This is a genomic window from Primorskyibacter sedentarius (assembly GCF_004342065.1).
Taxonomy (GTDB): Bacteria; Pseudomonadota; Alphaproteobacteria; order Rhodobacterales; family Rhodobacteraceae; genus Primorskyibacter; species Primorskyibacter sedentarius.
The window spans coordinates 1-15603 of sequence record NZ_SLZU01000016.1; the positions used below are offsets into that span (position 1 = coordinate 1).

The window sequence follows — 15603 nt, forward strand, 5'->3', positions numbered from 1 at the left end:
CCCCTCCTTGGATGGAAAGAACCCGGCCCATTCCCGCTCGAACCACTCCCAGTCGATCAGGGCCGCGAGCTTCACCAGTTCGTGGCGCATGTCGATCATGTCGACCAGCCGAGGCCGCAGGAGATCGTCCTGTTGTGGTACACGGTCGCGGTGTTTCATGGGGCGGGTCCGAAATTGCAGGGTTTCCAGTGGAATCCTATGAAACCCTGCAGTTCAAAGCCAAAGAAATCAGCGCTTTATGACGTAAAATCAGCAGCTTGGACGTTGTTCAATGTGAACGCAGTAGTTGCATCTGCCGTTTTGGCAGTGGGTGTCGTATCCGGCGCGACGGCTGCGACAGTCAACTTTTCAGCATCGCCTGCGGTTCAAGGGCCGTCCCTTAGCCAGACGGTCGATGGCGTTACGCTGACCGCGACAGGTTTCAGTTACACGCCGACTTCAACGATCGGTTCGACGGTCACTCTTGGTGCCCAAGCCGACGTGATCATCGGCAATCAGGGTTTGGGCGTTTGTGATGATCTAAGCCCAAGTTCGAGCGCCCTTGTGTCGTGTGGCCAGCCATTGGTTGACGCGGTTTCGAACAATGGTGGTCCGGAGCTCGCCAGTTTTGCCTTTTCCAAGGCGGTCAATATCCTTTCAGTGACGTTCAATCAGAACGATAACAATGACGATGTTGATCTTTATGCAGGCTCTCCACTCGCGCTCGTTCTGCGCGATACCTCCTCACTCAGCGGTGGGCCGACCGGTGACGTGATCAGTCTGGCAGGCAACGCAGCTTTCGAAGGCATCCTGAATTTCGGGGTGGGTATCTTTGATTTCGGCCCTAACGGCAACAATTCCGATCAGGTCCGTATCGCGTCGATCGAGTTCGAAGCCGTCAATGTGGTTCCGCTTCCAGCTGGCGCCGTGCTGCTGTTCACCGCTCTGGGTGGCCTCGGCTTCATGCGTCGCCGCAGGGGATAACCCTGCGAATTAGGCTTAAACGAAAAAAGAGCGCCAGTTTGGCGCTCTTTTCTTCTTAAGTCTTCAAAGCGAACGGCATTGGCAGGTTCAATATGCCAGTCTGTTCAGCCAGCAATCAGTTCAACAAGCCGACGTGGCGCAACCCGTGATCGACCAGTTCCTTCGTGCCATCGGTCAGCGGCACCAGAGGCGAGCGCACTTCTTCGCCGCACAGGCCCAGACGCGACATGGCGTATTTCACGCCGCAAACGCCAGGCTCTTTGAAGATGGCGCTGTGCAGCGGCATCAGCCGATCCTGTATCGTCAGCGCCTTGGCGTAGTCGCCGGCCAGGGTCGCCTCTTGCAGTTCGGAACACAGCCGCGGCGCCACATTGGCGGTGACGGAAATGCAGCCAACACCGCCCTGGGCGTTGAAGCCATGTGCGGTCGCATCCTCGCCCGAGATCTGGATGAAGTCCGTCCCGCAGGTGATCCGCTGGGCGCAGACACGCGCCAGATCGCCGGTGGCATCCTTCACGCCCACGATGCGCGGCAGTTTTGCAAGTTCACCCATCGTGGCCGGGCTCATGTCCACAACGGACCGGCCGGGGATGTTGTAGATGATGATCGGCAGCTCGCACGCGTCGTGCAGGGTGGTGAAATGCGCGATCAGCCCGGCCTGCGTGGGCTTGTTGTAATAGGGCGTGACGACGAGTGCCGCACTCGCGCCCACTGACTTGGCATGCTGCATGAAGCGCAGTGATTCGGCCGTATTGTTCGATCCGGCCCCGGCAATGATGGGCAGACGCCCGGCAGAGGCCTCGACCACGGCTTCGACCACTGCCATGTGTTCTTCATGTGTAAGCGTCGGGCTTTCGCCGGTGGTGCCCACAGGCACCAGTGCATGGCTGCCCTCATCCACATGCCAATCAACAAGTTTCTTGAGCGTCACCATATCCACTGCGCCGTCCTTGAACGGCGTGACCAGGGCAGGCATTGACCCCTTGAACATGACACGCTCCTCTTTCTTTTCCATTGTCGTCATCATTGACTGGTTCCGGAACGTCACCTACCGGGAATGTGAGTTGCAGGTCCCCGGTGGCACGCTATCCTGACGAAGCTCTATCCGTTCTCGGCAGGGAAATTGCAAGATCATGTGGCGCATTCTCCTGACAGTCGTGACTATCGTGTACATGTCGGTACCGGCCTTGGCGCAGACGCCGGGGGGCGCACGCCCCTTGCAGGCTGCCATGGACGCGATGCGCAGCGGCAATTGGGCCGAAGCCCGGATCGCCGCGCGCCGCGAGGGGCAAGAGGCGCTGGACATCATCAACTGGCTGAACCTGCGGGCCGGCAATGGCAGCGCTGCCGAGGTGCAGGATTTCCTTGATCGCAATGCCGACTGGCCCGGCCTGGCCTACCTGCGCAAGAAAAGCGAAGAGGCGATGGCAGAGGCCAGCCATGCCGAGGTGCTGGCCTTCTTTGCGGAGGATCTGCCACAGACAGGGACCGGCGCGCTCGCGCTGGCGCGGGCACAGATAGCGCGCGGTGAACAAGGTGCCGCCGAGGCGGGCATCGTCATGGCGTGGCGCACACTTGCGCTGTCGCAAAGCGAGCATTCGGCCTTTCTCGAACAATATGGCGATATCCTCAAACCCCATCACGCGGCGCGTATGGATATGGCCCTGTGGCATGGATGGGACGGCACGGCAAAGATGATGCGCCGGCTGGTCAGCGAAGACCGACAGAAACTGGCCGATGCCCGCATGGCGCTTTACGCGCTTGGCCCGGCCGTGGATACGCTGATCGAACGGGTGCCAGAGGCGTTGCAGTCCGATCCGGGGCTGGCGCATGCGCGCTTTGACTGGCGGGCGCGAAAAGGGCGCGACGACGCCGCGATAGAGCTATTGCTGGAACGTTCGGTCAGTGCCGCGTCGCTGGGGGAACCCTGGGCCTGGGCGAACCGGCGGCGCCTGTTGGCGCGCGGGTTGCTGCGGGCCGCCGATTGGGACCGCGCCTATGAGGTCGCCTCCAGCCATCACCTTGAAGAGGGCAGCGCCTTTGCAGAGCTTGAATGGATCGCGGGCTACGCCGCGCTGAAACGCAACCGCCCCGGCGTGGCTGCCCAGCATTTCTTCAACCTGAAGTCGGGCGTGGACACGCCGATTTCGCTTGGTCGCGCCGGGTACTGGCTGGGACGCGCCTACGAGGCTACAGGCGACAAGGCCGCGGCGCAAAATGCCTATGCCGAGGGCGCACAATACCAGACAAGCTTTTACGGATTGCTGGCGGCAGAGCGTGGTAGCGTGCCGTTCAACGCCGCTTTGACGGGCGGGGATATGCCGGAATGGCGCGGCGCGGGTTTCACCCAAAGCTCTGTCTTCAAGGCGGCGATGCTTCTGCTTGCCGCTGGCGAGGATGATCTGGGTGAAAGGTTTCTGACGCATCTGGCCGAAAGCCAGTCACCGGAAGCCATCGCGCAGATGGGCGCGATGCTGGAAGAGTTCAACCGCCCGCATATCCAGGTGATGCTTGGTAAACGCGCCGCCCAATATGGCATCGAGGTTCCGCGCCCTTATTACGCCCTGCACGATCTGGTGAAGTCAGACTACCCGGTCCCGACAGAGATCGTCCTGGCAATTGCGCGCCGGGAAAGCGAGTTCAATCCGCAAGTGGTCAGCGGTGCCGGGGCGCGCGGTTTGATGCAGGTGATGCCCGCCACGGCGCAGGCCGTGGCCTCGCAGCTGGGAATTGCGCACCAGACAGAGATGCTGACGCGGAACTGGAAGCACAATGCCCTGCTTGGAGCAGAATACCTGTCCTGGCTGTCCCGGCAGTTCGATGGCAACCCCGTCATGATGTCGGCAGGCTATAATGCCGGGCCGGGGCGTCCGACGCGCTGGATCAAGGAATATGGCAACCCGCTGGCGGGCGAGGTCGATGTGATCGACTGGATCGAGATGATCCCCTTTGACGAAACCCGCAACTACGTGATGCGGGTCACGGAAAGCCTGCCCGTCTACCGCGCCCGGCTGGGCAAGGACCCGCACCCGGTCCCGTTCAGCACGGAGCTGGTGGGCTCAACTCTTCTGGCGCGCACGCCAGAGGGTGAATAGGCCCGCTGCCACGATGATGGCCGTCCCGATGGCCACATTGGGGCGGATGGTTTCGTTAAAGACCACAAGCCCGATCGCGGACGCAAAGACCAGTTGCAGATAGGCGAAGGGCTGCACCGCGCTGGCCTCGGCGGATTCGTAGGTCTTGATCAGCAGCCAGTGCCCGCCTGCTCCGGTCAGGCACAATGCGCCCATCCAGACCCAATCCGTCGCGGTCATCGGTTCCCAGAACCAGAGCCCCGCAGCCGTCATAGCAATGGCGCCCATCATCCCGGTCCAGAAAAAACTGGTCGCGGCGGTATCCGCCCGTGCAACGTAGCGCGTCAGCAGCCCGTAAAGCGCGAACATGGTGGCCGAGGCCAGCGGGATAAGCGCCAGAGGTGAAAAGACGCCAAATCCGGGTTCGAGGATGATCAGCACCCCGACAAAACCGATGCCGATGGCCGTCCAGCGGCGCCAGCCTACGGATTCGCCCAGAACCGGCCCGGAAAGCGCGGCCACCAGCAGCGGGTAACAGGCAAAGACGGCATGGCTTTCGACCAGACCCAGATAGGTGAAGGCCGCGACCATGACGCAGATCTCCGCGGCAAGCAGCAACCCGCGAAACCCCTGAACCAGCGGTTGGCTCGTTGCCGCAGCAGCGCGCAACCCGCCCGCCTGTCGCCCTGCAATCGTGATGACGAAGGCCGCGAAAAACCAATACCGGATCATCACCACCATGATGACGTTATATTCGGTCGCCAGATGCTGCGAGATGCCATCCTGCACGGCAAAGACCAGAGTGGTGGCGACCATGTACCAAATGCCGAGGGTCGTGTCGTTCCGCGTCATTGGGCTTTCCGTGCGATGGTCATATGTCTCTTGCGGCCGTAACCCGGCACGCGTTCCGTCACAAGCCCGGCCGCGTCCAGCGCCCGCCGCACCGCCCCGGCCGCCGAGTAGGTTGCGGCCGTCCCGCCCGGTGCCGTATGCGCCGCGACACCGCGCAACAGCTCCGGCTCCCAAAGCTCGGGGTTCTTGGCGGGCGAAAAACCGTCGAGGAACCATGCATCGGCCTGCACGTCCAGCTGTGGCAGGGTTTCTCGCGCATCGCCCTCGATCATGCGAAAGCTCAGATCGGGGAGGTCAAAGGCGCGGGCGCCCTTTTGCCAGAAAGGGGCAAGCTCTGCCGCGATCGACGCAAGTTCCGGAAACCCGGCCTGCGCGCGGCGCATGTCCTCACCCGACAACGGGAAGGCCTCGAACGTGGTGAAAAGCAGCCGACCGGGCGTTTCGGACATGCGCCACAGTTCCAGCGTGGCGAGCAGGTTCAACCCTGTGCCGAACCCCAGCTCCATGATCCGGAACCCGTCGCGAAACCTTTCCGGCAGCCCGTTGCCGGTAAGAAAGACGTATCGCGTCTCTGCCAGCCCGTTCTCGATTGAATAATAGGGATCGTCGAACCGTGTCGACACGGGGATATCGCCATCGCGCCAGCTGAGCGCGGTGTCATTCATGTTGTCTGGGGTGTCGCTCTGGTTCTGCATGGTTTCCTGCCCTAAGACATGGCCCGTAACGGAGATGAAACAGAAGGGCGGCGGATTGACAATGGTAGATGTCACCATTCGGGGGGCGGGTATCTTCGGGCTGGCCTGCGCCTGGGCCTGTGCAAAGCGCGGGGCGTCGGTCCGCGTGGTCGATCCGCATGGTGTCGGGGCGGGGTCCAGCGGTGGCATTGTCGGGGCGCTGGCCCCGCATGTGCCCGAGAACTGGAACGAGAAAAAGGCATTTCAATTCGAAAGCCTGCGCATGGCAGAGCCGTTCTGGGCAGAGGTCGCGAATGTTGGTGGTGGCAATCCGGGCTATGCCCGCACCGGCCGCTTGCAACCCGTGGCGGACGAGGCCGCATTGGGGCTGGCGCAGGCCCGCGCGATCAGCGCCGCAGACCTGTGGCAGGGCTTTGCCGAATGGACGCTGGAGCGTGGCGCGCAGGGTTGGGCGCCTTCCTCGCCCACGGGGTGGGTCATCCGCGACACGCTGACTGCGCGGCTGCATCCCCGGAACGCCTGCGAGGCGCTGGCCCTCGCTGTGGTGGCTTTGGGCGGGCAGATCGAGGCAGAGGCGCCAGACGAGGGTCATGTGCTCTGGGCCACAGGCTGGCGCGGGCTGGAGGCCCTGTCCGAGGCACTGGCGCGCCCGGTTGGCAATGGGGTGAAGGGGCAGGCAGTGCTGCTGCGCCATGATGCCCGCAATGCGCCGCAGCTCTTCGTGGACGGGCTTCATATCGTTCCGCATGCGGACGGCACCGTTGCCATTGGGTCCACGTCGGAGCGGGAGTTTTCCGATCCCTCATCGGTGGATGCGCAATGCGATGCCTTGCTGACACGCGCCCGCGAGGCCTTGCCGCTTTTGCGGGATGCGGAAGTGTTGGAACGCTGGGCCGGGGTGCGCCCCCGCGCGCGGTCCCGCGCCCCGATGCTGGGACGACACCCGATGCACGAAGGCGCGTTCATTGCCAATGGCGGCTTCAAGATCGGCTTTGGGATGACGCCCGCCGTGGCAGAGGTGATGGCAGATCTCATGCTGGACGGGAATGACCGTATTCCGGTGGGATTCCGCGTGGAGGCATCCCTGTAGCGCTTGCAGTCGAACCCTTGCCTGTAGCGTCCGCACCCCCCTTGCGGGTCAGACCACCGTGCCAAGGGGAGGCGTGTCTGCGGGGTCAGCGCAGGGCGTCGGCAATCCGCTTGATGCCTTCGGGGATACGCTCGGACGGGATCGAGGAATATCCAAGGCGGCAAAAGTTGATCGGGGTTTCGGCCCCGAAAAAGAAGGGTTGCCCCGGTTCGATAAGGACATCCCGGCTGGCAAGCCTTTCGGCCAGAAGGATGGCATCGGTGCCCTCGGGGAGCGCCACCCAGATGCTTGATCCGCCATGCGGGCTTTGCCCGGCGATCTGCAACCCGTGGCGCTTCAATTCGGTCTCCATCACTTGCCGCCGCGTATTGAGCGCCCTGGCAGAGCGTTTGATAAGCGCATCATAATGGCCCAGCCGCAGGAAATAGGCGGCGGTACGCTGCATGTGCCCCGGCGGGTGCCGCAGGACAGAGGCGCGCAGGGCGCGGGCCTCGCGAATGAACTCTGCCGAGCCAACCAGATAGCCAAGCCGCAACCCGGGAAAGAGTGACTTGGAAAAGCTGCCCGCGTAGATGACCCGCCCATCGGTATCGAGCGATTTCAGCGCCGGGCTGGGCGGCGCAAGAAAGGCCGTTTCGAATTCGTAGTCATCTTCGACGATCAGCGCATCCAGCGCCCGCGCGCGGTCAAGCAGGGCGTGGCGCCGCTCCAGCGGCATGGTGACGGAGGTCGGGCAGTGATGGCTGGGCGTGGTGAAGATCACATCAACCCCATCCGGCACGTCGTCAGGGGGCAGGCCGTGGGCATCTACCGCAACCGGCGCAAGGCGGCAGCGTGACTGGGTCAGGATGTCTCTCAGCGCCGGATAGCACGGCATTTCGATCGCGGCAGCACGGCGCGGCGTCAGCAGGATCTGGGTCGTGAGCCAAAGCGCGTTCTGCGCCCCCATCGTTACAAGTATCTCGTCCGGGTTGGCGATGATGCCGCGGCGGGGGAGGGTGTGCCGGGCGATGAATTCGATCAGGTCCGGATCGTCTTGATCGTAGTAATCGGTGGTCAACGCGCTGAAGTCGCGCGCGCCCAGGGCCTTTACCGCGCAGAGCCGCCAATTGGCGTGATCGAAAAGCGTAGGGTCCGTCTGGCCGTAAATGAACGGGTAGCGATAGCGCGCCCAGTCGGCGGGTTTGCGCAGCGTGACGCCACCCGTAAACCGCTGGCCGATCGCACGCGCCCATTCCACGGTATCCTTCTTTCGCGCGGGGGTCTTGAAGCTTGGCGGTTCAGGCGCGTTGTCGGACACGTAAAACCCTGACCGGCCGCGCGAGGTCAGATAGTCATTCGACTGAAGCTCGGTATAGGAGAGGGTCACGGTAATCCGGCTGACGCCGAGATGCTTTGCAAGCGCGCGGGTCGAGGGCAACTGTTCGCCGCGCTGGAACCGGCCCGACAGGATGCCTTCGGCGACCATTTGCTGGATCTGCGCCTGAAGCGTGCCCTGCGCGTCGGGGGAAAGGAAGAATGTTTCGACTGGGATGGCCATGTCGCCAGTCTATGCTGGCATCATGGCGGGCGCAATCTGGACCTATTCGCAGCCAATGGGCCCGGTGCGGTGCTTGCGGCCCACCGCCGGGCGGGCCGCAGTTGTATAGACTTAGCCGAAGACCTTGGTCAGCGCGTTGTCCAGCGCGACGGTGATCTGGTCGATATCGTCGGGCGTGGCGATCAATGCCGGAGAGAAGCACAACACGTTGTTGAACCCCGGTACAGAGCGGTTCATCGCGCCTATGATGACGCCTTGCGCGTTGCAGGCGGCAACCACGGCGCCGACTTCTTTCTCGGTCACAGGCTCTTTACTGCTGCGATCGGCAACCAGTTCCGCCCCGAGGAACAGGCCTTTGCCGCGGACATCGCCGACGACGCGGTGCTTGTCCATGATGGCGCGAAGGTTGCCAAGCATCCGGTCGCCCATGGCCACGGTGTTGTCCAGCAGGCCCTCGTCCTCGATGATGCGCATGTTTTCCAGCGCTGCGGCCGGCCCGGACGTGCAGCCACCGAAGGTCGAGATATCGCGGAAGAAGTTCATGGGGTCGTCGGCGTCATCCTTGAACATCTCAAAAACGCGTTCGGTGGTCACGCAGCAGCCGATGGCCGCATATCCGGATGCAACACCCTTGGCCATGGTCACGAAATCAGGCTCGATCCCGTAATGCTGGTAGCCAAACCATGTGCCCGTCCGGCCGATGCCGCAGACGACCTCGTCGATATGCAGCAGGATGTCATATTTGCGGCAGATTTCCTGCACCTTCTGCCAGTAGCCCTCGGGCGGAACGATGACGCCGCCACCAGCGGTGATGGGTTCCAGGCAAAGCCCGCCGACCGTGTCGGGGCCTTCGCGCAGGATGATCTCTTCAATGGCCTCTGCCGCGCGTTCGCCGTAGTTTTCGACATCCCACTGGGCGCGATATTCCAGACAATGCGGCACGCGGACAAAACCGGGTGCCAGCGGCCCGTAATGTTCGACGCGCTGATCCTGACCACCAGCCGACATCGTGCCGATGGTGCCGCCGTGGTAATCGCGGTCGCGGTACAGGATCTTGGTTTTCTTGCCGCCATACCGCTTATGCGCGATCTGGCGGATCATCTTGAACGCCTTCTCATTCGCCTCGGAGCCGGAGTTGGTGTAGTAGATGCGGCTCATCCCCGGCATCTTTTCCATCAGCTTTTCGGCAAACAGCGCGCCCGGAATCGAACCCGTCGCACCGGAGAAATAGTTGAGCTTGACCAGCTGGTCGCGCACCGCGTCAGCAATGGTTTCGCGGCCATAGCCCACGTTGACTGTCCAGACACCGCCAGAGACCGCATCCAGATGCTCTTTGCCATGCTGGTCCCAGACGCGCATGCCTTTGCCCTCGACGATGATCCGCGGATCATTGGTCTCGAACGCCTTGTGCTGGATAAGGTGGTGCCAGACATGGGCCTTGTCGGCCGAAACCACATGGCTGATGTCATTGTCCTTGTAGGTGCCGTCCATAGCGATTTCCATCCTTTCTTGCCCGCGCGCACAGCTGGCGGCGGACAGACTCAAGCATCGGGTCAAGGCATCATCAAATGCCTCTATTGTCAGCAGCGATAGGGCCAGATTTACTGCTTGTATAGTGCCAGTAAGACCAGCATTCGCAACGCTTGTTTTCGCGGCCCGGCGATTATTCAAAGTTTTCAGCAGCTAAAGCGGATCGACCCGCGCTTTGCCGCTCGGACGGAGAACAAAAACCGGCAAGACTGCCCGAAAAACCATTGATTGCCCGGGGATTTTCCGCTCGGATCAAGCACATCGGATGAGCGTTTGGCGCAGTCTGGTAAAACGAGGCGGAAAACCGTCCGTACATAAATGCGTGCGCCGGGCCGGGGCATGCAAATCAACACGGGAGTTTCAAATATGTCGAAAAGAGTTTTGCTGAAGAGTGCCGCTGCCGGGCTTGCGCTGGTTGCAGGTGGTCAGGCGGCATTTGCCGAAAGCCATGCCGAACTGACCGTTGGCTATTTCCTCGAATGGCCGATGCCCTTTGAATACGCAAAGCAGATGGGCACCTACGACGAAGCGCTTGGCATGACGGTGAACTGGGTGTCCTTCGACACCGGCACCGCGATGAGCGCGGCCATGGCCTCTGGCGATGTGCAACTTTCGGTCAGCCAGGGCGTGCCGCCCTTCGTCGTTGCCGCCAGTGCCGGGCAGGATATCCAGGTTCTGGATGTCGCGGTCAGCTATTCCGACAATGACAACTGCGTGGTCGCCGAGGCGCTGGAGGTTGATCAGGGCAGCGCGGGCGAGCTTGCGGGCAAGAAGGTCGCCGTGCCACTGGGCACCGCTGCGCATTACGGCTTTCTCAAGCAGATGAGCCATTTCGGCGTTGACGTCTCCAGCATGGAAGTCGTGGACATGGCGCCGCCAGACGGGGCTGCCGCACTTGCGCAAGGGTCTGTCGACATGGCCTGTGGCTGGGGTGGCTCGCTGCGCCGCATGCTGGAACATGGCAACGTTCTGCTGACCGGCGCCGAGAAGGAAGAGCTGGGCATTCTTGTGTTCGACGTCACCTCTGGCCCGGCGGGCTGGGTTGCGGAAAACAGCGACACGGTTGCCAAGTTCCTGAAAGTGACTGCCGACGCCAACGCTATGTGGGCGGATGAGGCCAACCATGCGGAGATGCTGCCGGTCATCGCCAAGGATGCGGGCATGGACGAGGACGCGACGATGGCGACCATCTCGACCTTCGTCTTCCCGTCGATCGAGGATCAGCTCAGCGAGAAATGGCTGGGCGGCGGCGCGCAGGAGTTCATGAAAGGCGTGGCCGATGTGTTCGTCGAGGCAGGCAGCATCGACGCTGCACGTGAAAGCTATGCCGATTCGATCAATACCGGCCCGCTGAGCAGCGCGGGCGACATGTAACTTGCACAAAGCCCCCGGCCCGGTCGGTTGCGATCCGGGCCGGGGGCACGATCTAAGGGTCTTGCAAAGAACTTTGCCAAGAATTTTCGGAAAATCTTTCGCGCGATCAATGCGTACTGGATGGTCTCATGAACGGACTTAGCTTGGACAAAATCTCAATGCGTTTTGACTTGCCCAACGGCACGTCAGTCCAGGCGCTGAAAGATGTCTCGCTGCATCTTGAAGAAGGGGAACTGATGTCGGTGCTGGGGCCGTCTGGCTGCGGCAAGACCACGTTGCTGAACATCGTTGCGGGCTTTCTCGCCCCGACCGAAGGAAAGGTCGTGCTGAACGGCCATCCTGTCACCGGCCCGGACGCAGAGCGGGGAATGGTGTTCCAGCAAGGCGCCTTGTTCGAATGGATGAACGTGCGCGAGAACGTCAGCTTTGGCCCCCGCATGAAAGGCCAGCGCGAAAAGGACTATGGCGCGCATGTCGATCATCTGCTGGATGTCGTCGGCCTCCACGATTTCAAGGAAAAGGCGATCTACGAGCTTTCGGGCGGGATGCAGCAGCGCGTGGCCCTGGCCCGCTGCCTTGCCAACGACCCGGACGTGATCCTGATGGACGAACCCTTGGGCGCGCTTGATGCTCTGACCCGCGAAAAGATGCAAAGCCTTGTGCTGAAACTGTGGAAAGAGACCGGCAAGACCATCATCCTGATCACCCATTCGGTCGAAGAGGCACTGCTTTTGGGCGAGCGTCTTCTGGTGATGGCGCCGCGCCCCGGCCGCATTCACAAGGAATACCGGCTGCCCTTTGCCGATGACGGCGTGGGACGCGATTTGCGGGAGGTCAAGAAACGCACCGATTTCGGCGAGCGCCGGGAAGAGATCCTTTCGATGATCTGGGACATGGAAGAAGAAATTATGGGCCGCGCGGAGGAGACGAAATGATCATTCTGCTGATATATGTCGCCATCTTCGTGGTGACCTTCTTTGTCGTGAAATTCGTGGCCCAGCAAGCGGCCAAAACCGACTATACCTCGCTCAAGACCGTGACCTTCGGCGATGAAAGCACGGTCACGCCGAACCGCATCGCCTCTGTCGTGTCGGTGCTGACGATCTTCCTGCTGTGGGGCTCTTTCACCGGGTCCAAATGGGTGCCGGGCTTTTTGCATGCGCCGGGGCCGTTCACCGGTGTGGCAGAATTCACCTATACCGCCGAGGCGGACGGCCAGACCGATGACGCGTTGGTCAGGGTTCTGGTCCATCCGGTGGGCGAGGAAGCGACCGACCCCGAGGTCGAGCCGGGCGACGGGTTTGCCAAGAACGACGCGGCCACGGTCGGTGCATGGCGCAGCGGTCTGATCCGCGTCGATCAGAACGACGAATTGGGCCGGGACGCGGGCCACACGGTTGTCGCGGTCAACGGCCAGCCTATCGCCCCCGGTCAAAGCGTGGAGACGGATTTCGGCCGCGTCGGGATGAGCCCGAAGGGCACGCTGAATTTCGAGCCTGCCAAGGGATGGCAGATGGAGCCGATCTGGCTGCCCCCGCCCGAAGCGGTCATGGCCCGGCTGATCGACATTTCCAAGGATGGCTATCGCGACAGCACATTGTGGGAGCATCTGGGCTACTCGCTGTTCCGCGTGATCGTGGGTTTCTTCTTTGGCGCGCTGATCGGTATCCCGCTGGGCTATGCCATGGGTCTGTCGGACTGGTTCCGTGGCTGGTTTGACCCGATTGTCGAATTCATGCGCCCGGTGCCACCGCTTGCACTGATCCCGCTTGTCATCATCTGGGCGGGCATCGGCGAGACCGGCAAGATCATCCTGCTGTTTCTTGCCGCGCTCTGGATCATGGCAATCGCAGCGCGGGCGGGCGTGTCCGGGGTGAATATCACGAAGGTGCACGCCGCCTATTCGCTGGGCGCGTCGAAGTTCCAGATCATGCGGCATGTGATCGTGCCCAATTCCCTGCCAGAGATCTTTACCGGCGCACGTGTGGCCATGGGGGTCTGCTGGGGCACTGTGGTTGCGGCAGAACTGGTGGCGGCGGAAAAGGGTGCCGGCATGATGATCATGGTTGCGTCGAAATTCCAGCTGACCGATATCGTCCTGATGGGGATTATCCTGATTGGCGTCATCGGCTTCGGCATCGACATTCTGATGCGCAAGGTCGAGAGCATTCTGGTGCCGTGGAAGGGCCGAAGCTGAGACTATGAAAGAACGTGTTGAGGAATTTCTGACCGGCCTGTTTCAGGCCGCTGTCGCCGCTGCCGACCCAAAGCGCGCGCTAAGTCGCGCTCTGCCGGAACGTCCGAAAGGCAAAACCGTTGTGATCGGTGCTGGCAAGGGCGCCGCGCAGCTGGCGCAGGCGTTCGAGCAGCTTTGGGACGGCCCGCTGGAAGGGGTTGTCGTCACCCGCTACGGCTATGCCGCGCCGTGCCGGCAGATCCGCGTCATGGAAGCGGCCCATCCTGTGCCGGACGCTGCGGGCCTTGCGGCGACCAAGGCGCTATTCGATGCGGTGGCGGGGCTGGGGCCGGATGATCTGGTGGTCGCGCTGGTCTGTGGCGGGGGGTCTTCGCTGCTGCCCTGCCCGGCAGACGGGCTGGATTTCCAAGACGAGATCGCGCTGAACGAATGCCTGCTCGCCTCTGGCGCGCCGATCGGTGTGATGAACATGATCCGCAAGCAGATCAGCGGCGTGAAGGGCGGGCGCCTTGCGCTGGCAGCCGCGCCTGCGCGGGTCGTGTCGCTGGTCGTGTCGGATGTGCCGGGGGATGATCCGGCGCAGGTGGCCTCTGGGCCCACAGTGCCTGACCGGACCACGCGAGAGGCGGCAAAGGCTGCGGTCCGGGCCTATGGCATCGATTTGCCTGCAAAGATCGCGGCGTTTCTTGAGGGCGACAGCAACGTGCCGCCACTGCCCGATGATCCCGGTTTCGAAGGCAACGAGGTTCGCGTGATCGCCTCGGCTGCGCTGTCGCTGGAGGCCGCGGCAGAGGCCGCACGCGCCGCTGGCGTAGAGGCGGTGATCCTCTCCGATGCCATCGAAGGGGAATCGCGCGAGATTGCCCGGATGCATGCTGCCATGGCGCTGGAATGCGCGGCAAAATCCCGGCCATTTCCGCCGCCCGTCGTGATGCTGTCCGGCGGTGAGACCACGGTGACCTTGCGGGCCAAGGGGCGCGGCGGGCGCAATTCGGAATTCCTGCTGTCCTTTGCGCTGTGCATTGACGGAAAGACGCAGATATCGGCGCTGGCGGCCGACACGGACGGGATTGACGGGTCAGAGGATAACGCGGGCGCGTTTGCTGACGGCCAAACGGCCGCAGCCATTCGTGCAGCGGGGGCCGATCCTGCTGAAATGCTATCGCGCAACGATGCCTGGGGCGCTTTTGACGCAGCGGGGAGCTTGTTCGTACCCGGCCCGACCGGCACCAATGTGAATGATTTCAGGGCAATCCTGATCGGTGAGCTGCCGTGAAGGTCGGCGCGACTGGCGCGCGCCCAAACGGGCAAGCTGATATGTGAGTGGGCTACTGGGTGGCAGTCTCTGACGACATGCCGTCCAGCCAGGTCAGCATGCTCTGCGTGACGCCGGATAGCCAGAGCCTCAGCTTGTCGACCTCGCTCACATAGCTATCCATGAGGCCGCTCAGCTCTGGTACCCAACCCTTGATCGTCGGGGCCATCACGTAGATCCCGATCAGCACGGCCATGAGCAGCAGCATGGACACAAAGCCGCGCGCAAAGCCCGATCCGCCCTCTTTCAAACCACCTTGCGGGGTTTCAAGGGCGCGTGGTTCCGAACTTGCGCGCAGGGTGGAATTGATCTTTTCGATATCCGGCAGGTCGGCCGCCTCTGCCGCAGAACCGGCCGCGCCCGCCGCTGCTGCGGTCGCCGCTCCGGCGCTGCGGTCCTTCGACTGGATGCGGGCCATGCGTTCGCGTGCAAGACGCGCCCGCCTGCTTGCCGCATCATCATGAGTGGCACTGTCGAGCCCAAGCTCCGGCTGGCTTTCCAGACTGCCCTCGGCTGCGCGCACACGCGATTCGCGCTCGGCCTCGGCGCGCAGAACATCGGCCACACCCGGATCCAGGCTGCGCCGCGCGGGCTGGGGCAGAGGCGCGGTATCAACGTCGGCTGGCTCGTCTTCGTAATCCTCGGCCCATGTGTCAGCGGTCAGCTGTTCTTTGGCATCGCCCTCTGACGTGGGCTCGGCCGACTGTTCAGACGCAGCGGCAGCGGCTGCGTCCAGATCCGGCGCCTGATCGGCGCTGTCCTCAGCGGGGGCGTTCGTCTCGGCACGGGTCTGAAACCAGGTATGTCCGCAATCGGAACATTGCACATCGCGCCCGTCCTGCGGGATGACCTCGCCTGGAACCTCGTATTGCGCGCTGCAATTTGGGCATGTTAGCCGCATCGTTACCCCTGTTCGTTCCTTTACGGACCCTTCATTCTGCAGCATAAGGCCGCCGACGCCCATGGAAAAGGC

13 protein-coding genes and 1 pseudogene are annotated in these 15603 nt (G+C 62.5%); 7 read left to right on the plus strand and 7 right to left on the minus strand.

Annotated elements, in window-relative coordinates; genetic code table 11:
• A pseudogene (locus EDD52_RS17595) lies at positions 1–159 on the minus strand (IS5/IS1182 family transposase); the annotation flags it as partial.
• Here EDD52_RS17595 and EDD52_RS17600 point away from each other — a divergent pair.
• The gene (locus EDD52_RS17600) at positions 133–963 is read left to right on the plus strand and encodes a VPLPA-CTERM sorting domain-containing protein (protein ID WP_132247408.1); all 831 of its coding nucleotides are present in this window, start codon (positions 133–135) and stop codon (positions 961–963) included. The pseudogene EDD52_RS17595 and the gene EDD52_RS17600 sit on opposite strands and share 27 nt — an antisense overlap.
• A 115-nt stretch (positions 964–1078) precedes the next feature.
• On the opposite strand, the gene dapA is transcribed toward EDD52_RS17600, so the two are convergent.
• Complete coding sequence (gene dapA / locus EDD52_RS17605) at positions 1079–1954, minus strand: 4-hydroxy-tetrahydrodipicolinate synthase (RefSeq protein WP_132247558.1); 876 nt, start codon at positions 1952–1954, stop codon at positions 1079–1081.
• A gap of 142 nt (positions 1955–2096) precedes the next feature.
• On the opposite strand from dapA, the gene EDD52_RS17610 reads away from it, so the two are divergent.
• Complete coding sequence (locus EDD52_RS17610; RefSeq protein WP_132247410.1) at positions 2097–4058, plus strand: lytic transglycosylase domain-containing protein; 1962 nt, start codon at positions 2097–2099, stop codon at positions 4056–4058.
• On the opposite strand, the gene EDD52_RS17615 is transcribed toward EDD52_RS17610, so the two are convergent.
• Both EDD52_RS17615 and mnmC2 read right to left on the minus strand, forming a co-directional pair.
• The gene (locus EDD52_RS17615) at positions 4023–4889 is read right to left on the minus strand and encodes a DMT family transporter (RefSeq protein ID WP_132247412.1); all 867 of its coding nucleotides are present in this window, start codon (positions 4887–4889) and stop codon (positions 4023–4025) included. The genes EDD52_RS17610 and EDD52_RS17615 overlap by 36 nt on opposite strands.
• Complete coding sequence (gene mnmC2, locus EDD52_RS17620) at positions 4886–5584, minus strand: tRNA (5-methylaminomethyl-2-thiouridine)(34)-methyltransferase MnmC2 (RefSeq protein ID WP_243651998.1); 699 nt, start codon at positions 5582–5584, stop codon at positions 4886–4888. Before mnmC2 ends, EDD52_RS17615 begins: the two co-directional genes overlap by 4 nt.
• A 61-nt stretch (positions 5585–5645) precedes the next feature.
• Here mnmC2 and EDD52_RS17625 point away from each other — a divergent pair, with 61 nt between their 5' ends.
• On the plus strand, positions 5646–6674 hold the full coding sequence (locus EDD52_RS17625) for an NAD(P)/FAD-dependent oxidoreductase (RefSeq protein WP_132247562.1): 1029 nt from the start codon (positions 5646–5648) through the stop codon (positions 6672–6674).
• 85 nt (positions 6675–6759) lie between these two features.
• Here the strand turns inward: EDD52_RS17625 and pdxR are convergent, their stop codons facing one another.
• Positions 6760–8214: a MocR-like pyridoxine biosynthesis transcription factor PdxR gene (gene pdxR / locus EDD52_RS17630; RefSeq protein ID WP_132247414.1), complete on the minus strand. Its 1455-nt coding sequence runs from the start codon at positions 8212–8214 to the stop codon at positions 6760–6762.
• Positions 8215–8325: 111 nt separating this feature from the next.
• Entirely contained in the window at positions 8326–9705 is a 1380-nt protein-coding gene (locus EDD52_RS17635) for an aminotransferase family protein (protein ID WP_132247564.1), read from the minus strand.
• A 405-nt stretch (positions 9706–10110) separates the two neighbouring features.
• Here EDD52_RS17635 and EDD52_RS17640 point away from each other — a divergent pair, with 405 nt between their 5' ends.
• From EDD52_RS17640 to EDD52_RS17655, 4 genes are all read left to right on the plus strand, one after another.
• Positions 10111–11118, plus strand: a complete 1008-nt coding sequence (locus EDD52_RS17640; protein ID WP_132247416.1) for a taurine ABC transporter substrate-binding protein — start codon at positions 10111–10113, stop codon at positions 11116–11118.
• Positions 11119–11246: 128 nt separating this feature from the next.
• Positions 11247–12053 carry a taurine ABC transporter ATP-binding protein gene (locus EDD52_RS17645; protein ID WP_132247418.1) on the plus strand — a complete coding sequence of 269 codons (807 nt, stop codon included), beginning with the start codon at positions 11247–11249 and terminating at the stop codon, positions 12051–12053.
• Positions 12050–13315, plus strand: coding sequence for an ABC transporter permease (locus EDD52_RS17650; RefSeq protein WP_132247420.1), 1266 nt, complete (start codon positions 12050–12052; stop codon positions 13313–13315). The genes EDD52_RS17645 and EDD52_RS17650 overlap by 4 nt, the downstream gene beginning before the upstream one ends.
• Before the next feature lie 4 nt (positions 13316–13319).
• Positions 13320–14591, plus strand: a complete 1272-nt coding sequence (locus tag EDD52_RS17655; RefSeq protein ID WP_132247422.1) for a glycerate kinase type-2 family protein — start codon at positions 13320–13322, stop codon at positions 14589–14591.
• A 52-nt stretch (positions 14592–14643) separates the two neighbouring features.
• On the opposite strand, the gene EDD52_RS17660 is transcribed toward EDD52_RS17655, so the two are convergent.
• Entirely contained in the window at positions 14644–15531 is an 888-nt protein-coding gene (locus EDD52_RS17660) for a zinc-ribbon domain-containing protein (RefSeq protein WP_132247424.1), read from the minus strand.
• Between the last annotated feature and the right edge of the window lie 72 nt (positions 15532–15603).

Excerpts from the sequence above, each read along its gene's own strand:
- dapA (WP_132247558.1), bottom strand. The coding sequence starts at position 1,954 with ATGTTCAAGGGGTCAATGCCTGCCCTGGTCACGCCGTTCAAGGACGGC.
- EDD52_RS17610 (WP_132247410.1), top strand. The coding sequence starts at position 2,097 with ATGTGGCGCATTCTCCTGACAGTCGTGACTATCGTGTACATGTCGGTA.
- EDD52_RS17615 (WP_132247412.1), bottom strand. The coding sequence starts at position 4,889 with ATGACGCGGAACGACACGACCCTCGGCATTTGGTACATGGTCGCCACC.
- mnmC2 (WP_243651998.1), bottom strand. The coding sequence starts at position 5,584 with ATGCAGAACCAGAGCGACACCCCAGACAACATGAATGACACCGCGCTC.
- EDD52_RS17625 (WP_132247562.1), top strand. The coding sequence starts at position 5,646 with ATGGTAGATGTCACCATTCGGGGGGCGGGTATCTTCGGGCTGGCCTGC.
- pdxR (WP_132247414.1), bottom strand. The coding sequence starts at position 8,214 with ATGGCCATCCCAGTCGAAACATTCTTCCTTTCCCCCGACGCGCAGGGC.
- EDD52_RS17635 (WP_132247564.1), bottom strand. The coding sequence starts at position 9,705 with ATGGACGGCACCTACAAGGACAATGACATCAGCCATGTGGTTTCGGCC.
- EDD52_RS17640 (WP_132247416.1), top strand. The coding sequence starts at position 10,111 with ATGTCGAAAAGAGTTTTGCTGAAGAGTGCCGCTGCCGGGCTTGCGCTG.
- EDD52_RS17645 (WP_132247418.1), top strand. The coding sequence starts at position 11,247 with ATGAACGGACTTAGCTTGGACAAAATCTCAATGCGTTTTGACTTGCCC.
- EDD52_RS17650 (WP_132247420.1), top strand. The coding sequence starts at position 12,050 with ATGATCATTCTGCTGATATATGTCGCCATCTTCGTGGTGACCTTCTTT.
- EDD52_RS17655 (WP_132247422.1), top strand. The coding sequence starts at position 13,320 with ATGAAAGAACGTGTTGAGGAATTTCTGACCGGCCTGTTTCAGGCCGCT.
- EDD52_RS17660 (WP_132247424.1), bottom strand. The coding sequence starts at position 15,531 with ATGCGGCTAACATGCCCAAATTGCAGCGCGCAATACGAGGTTCCAGGC.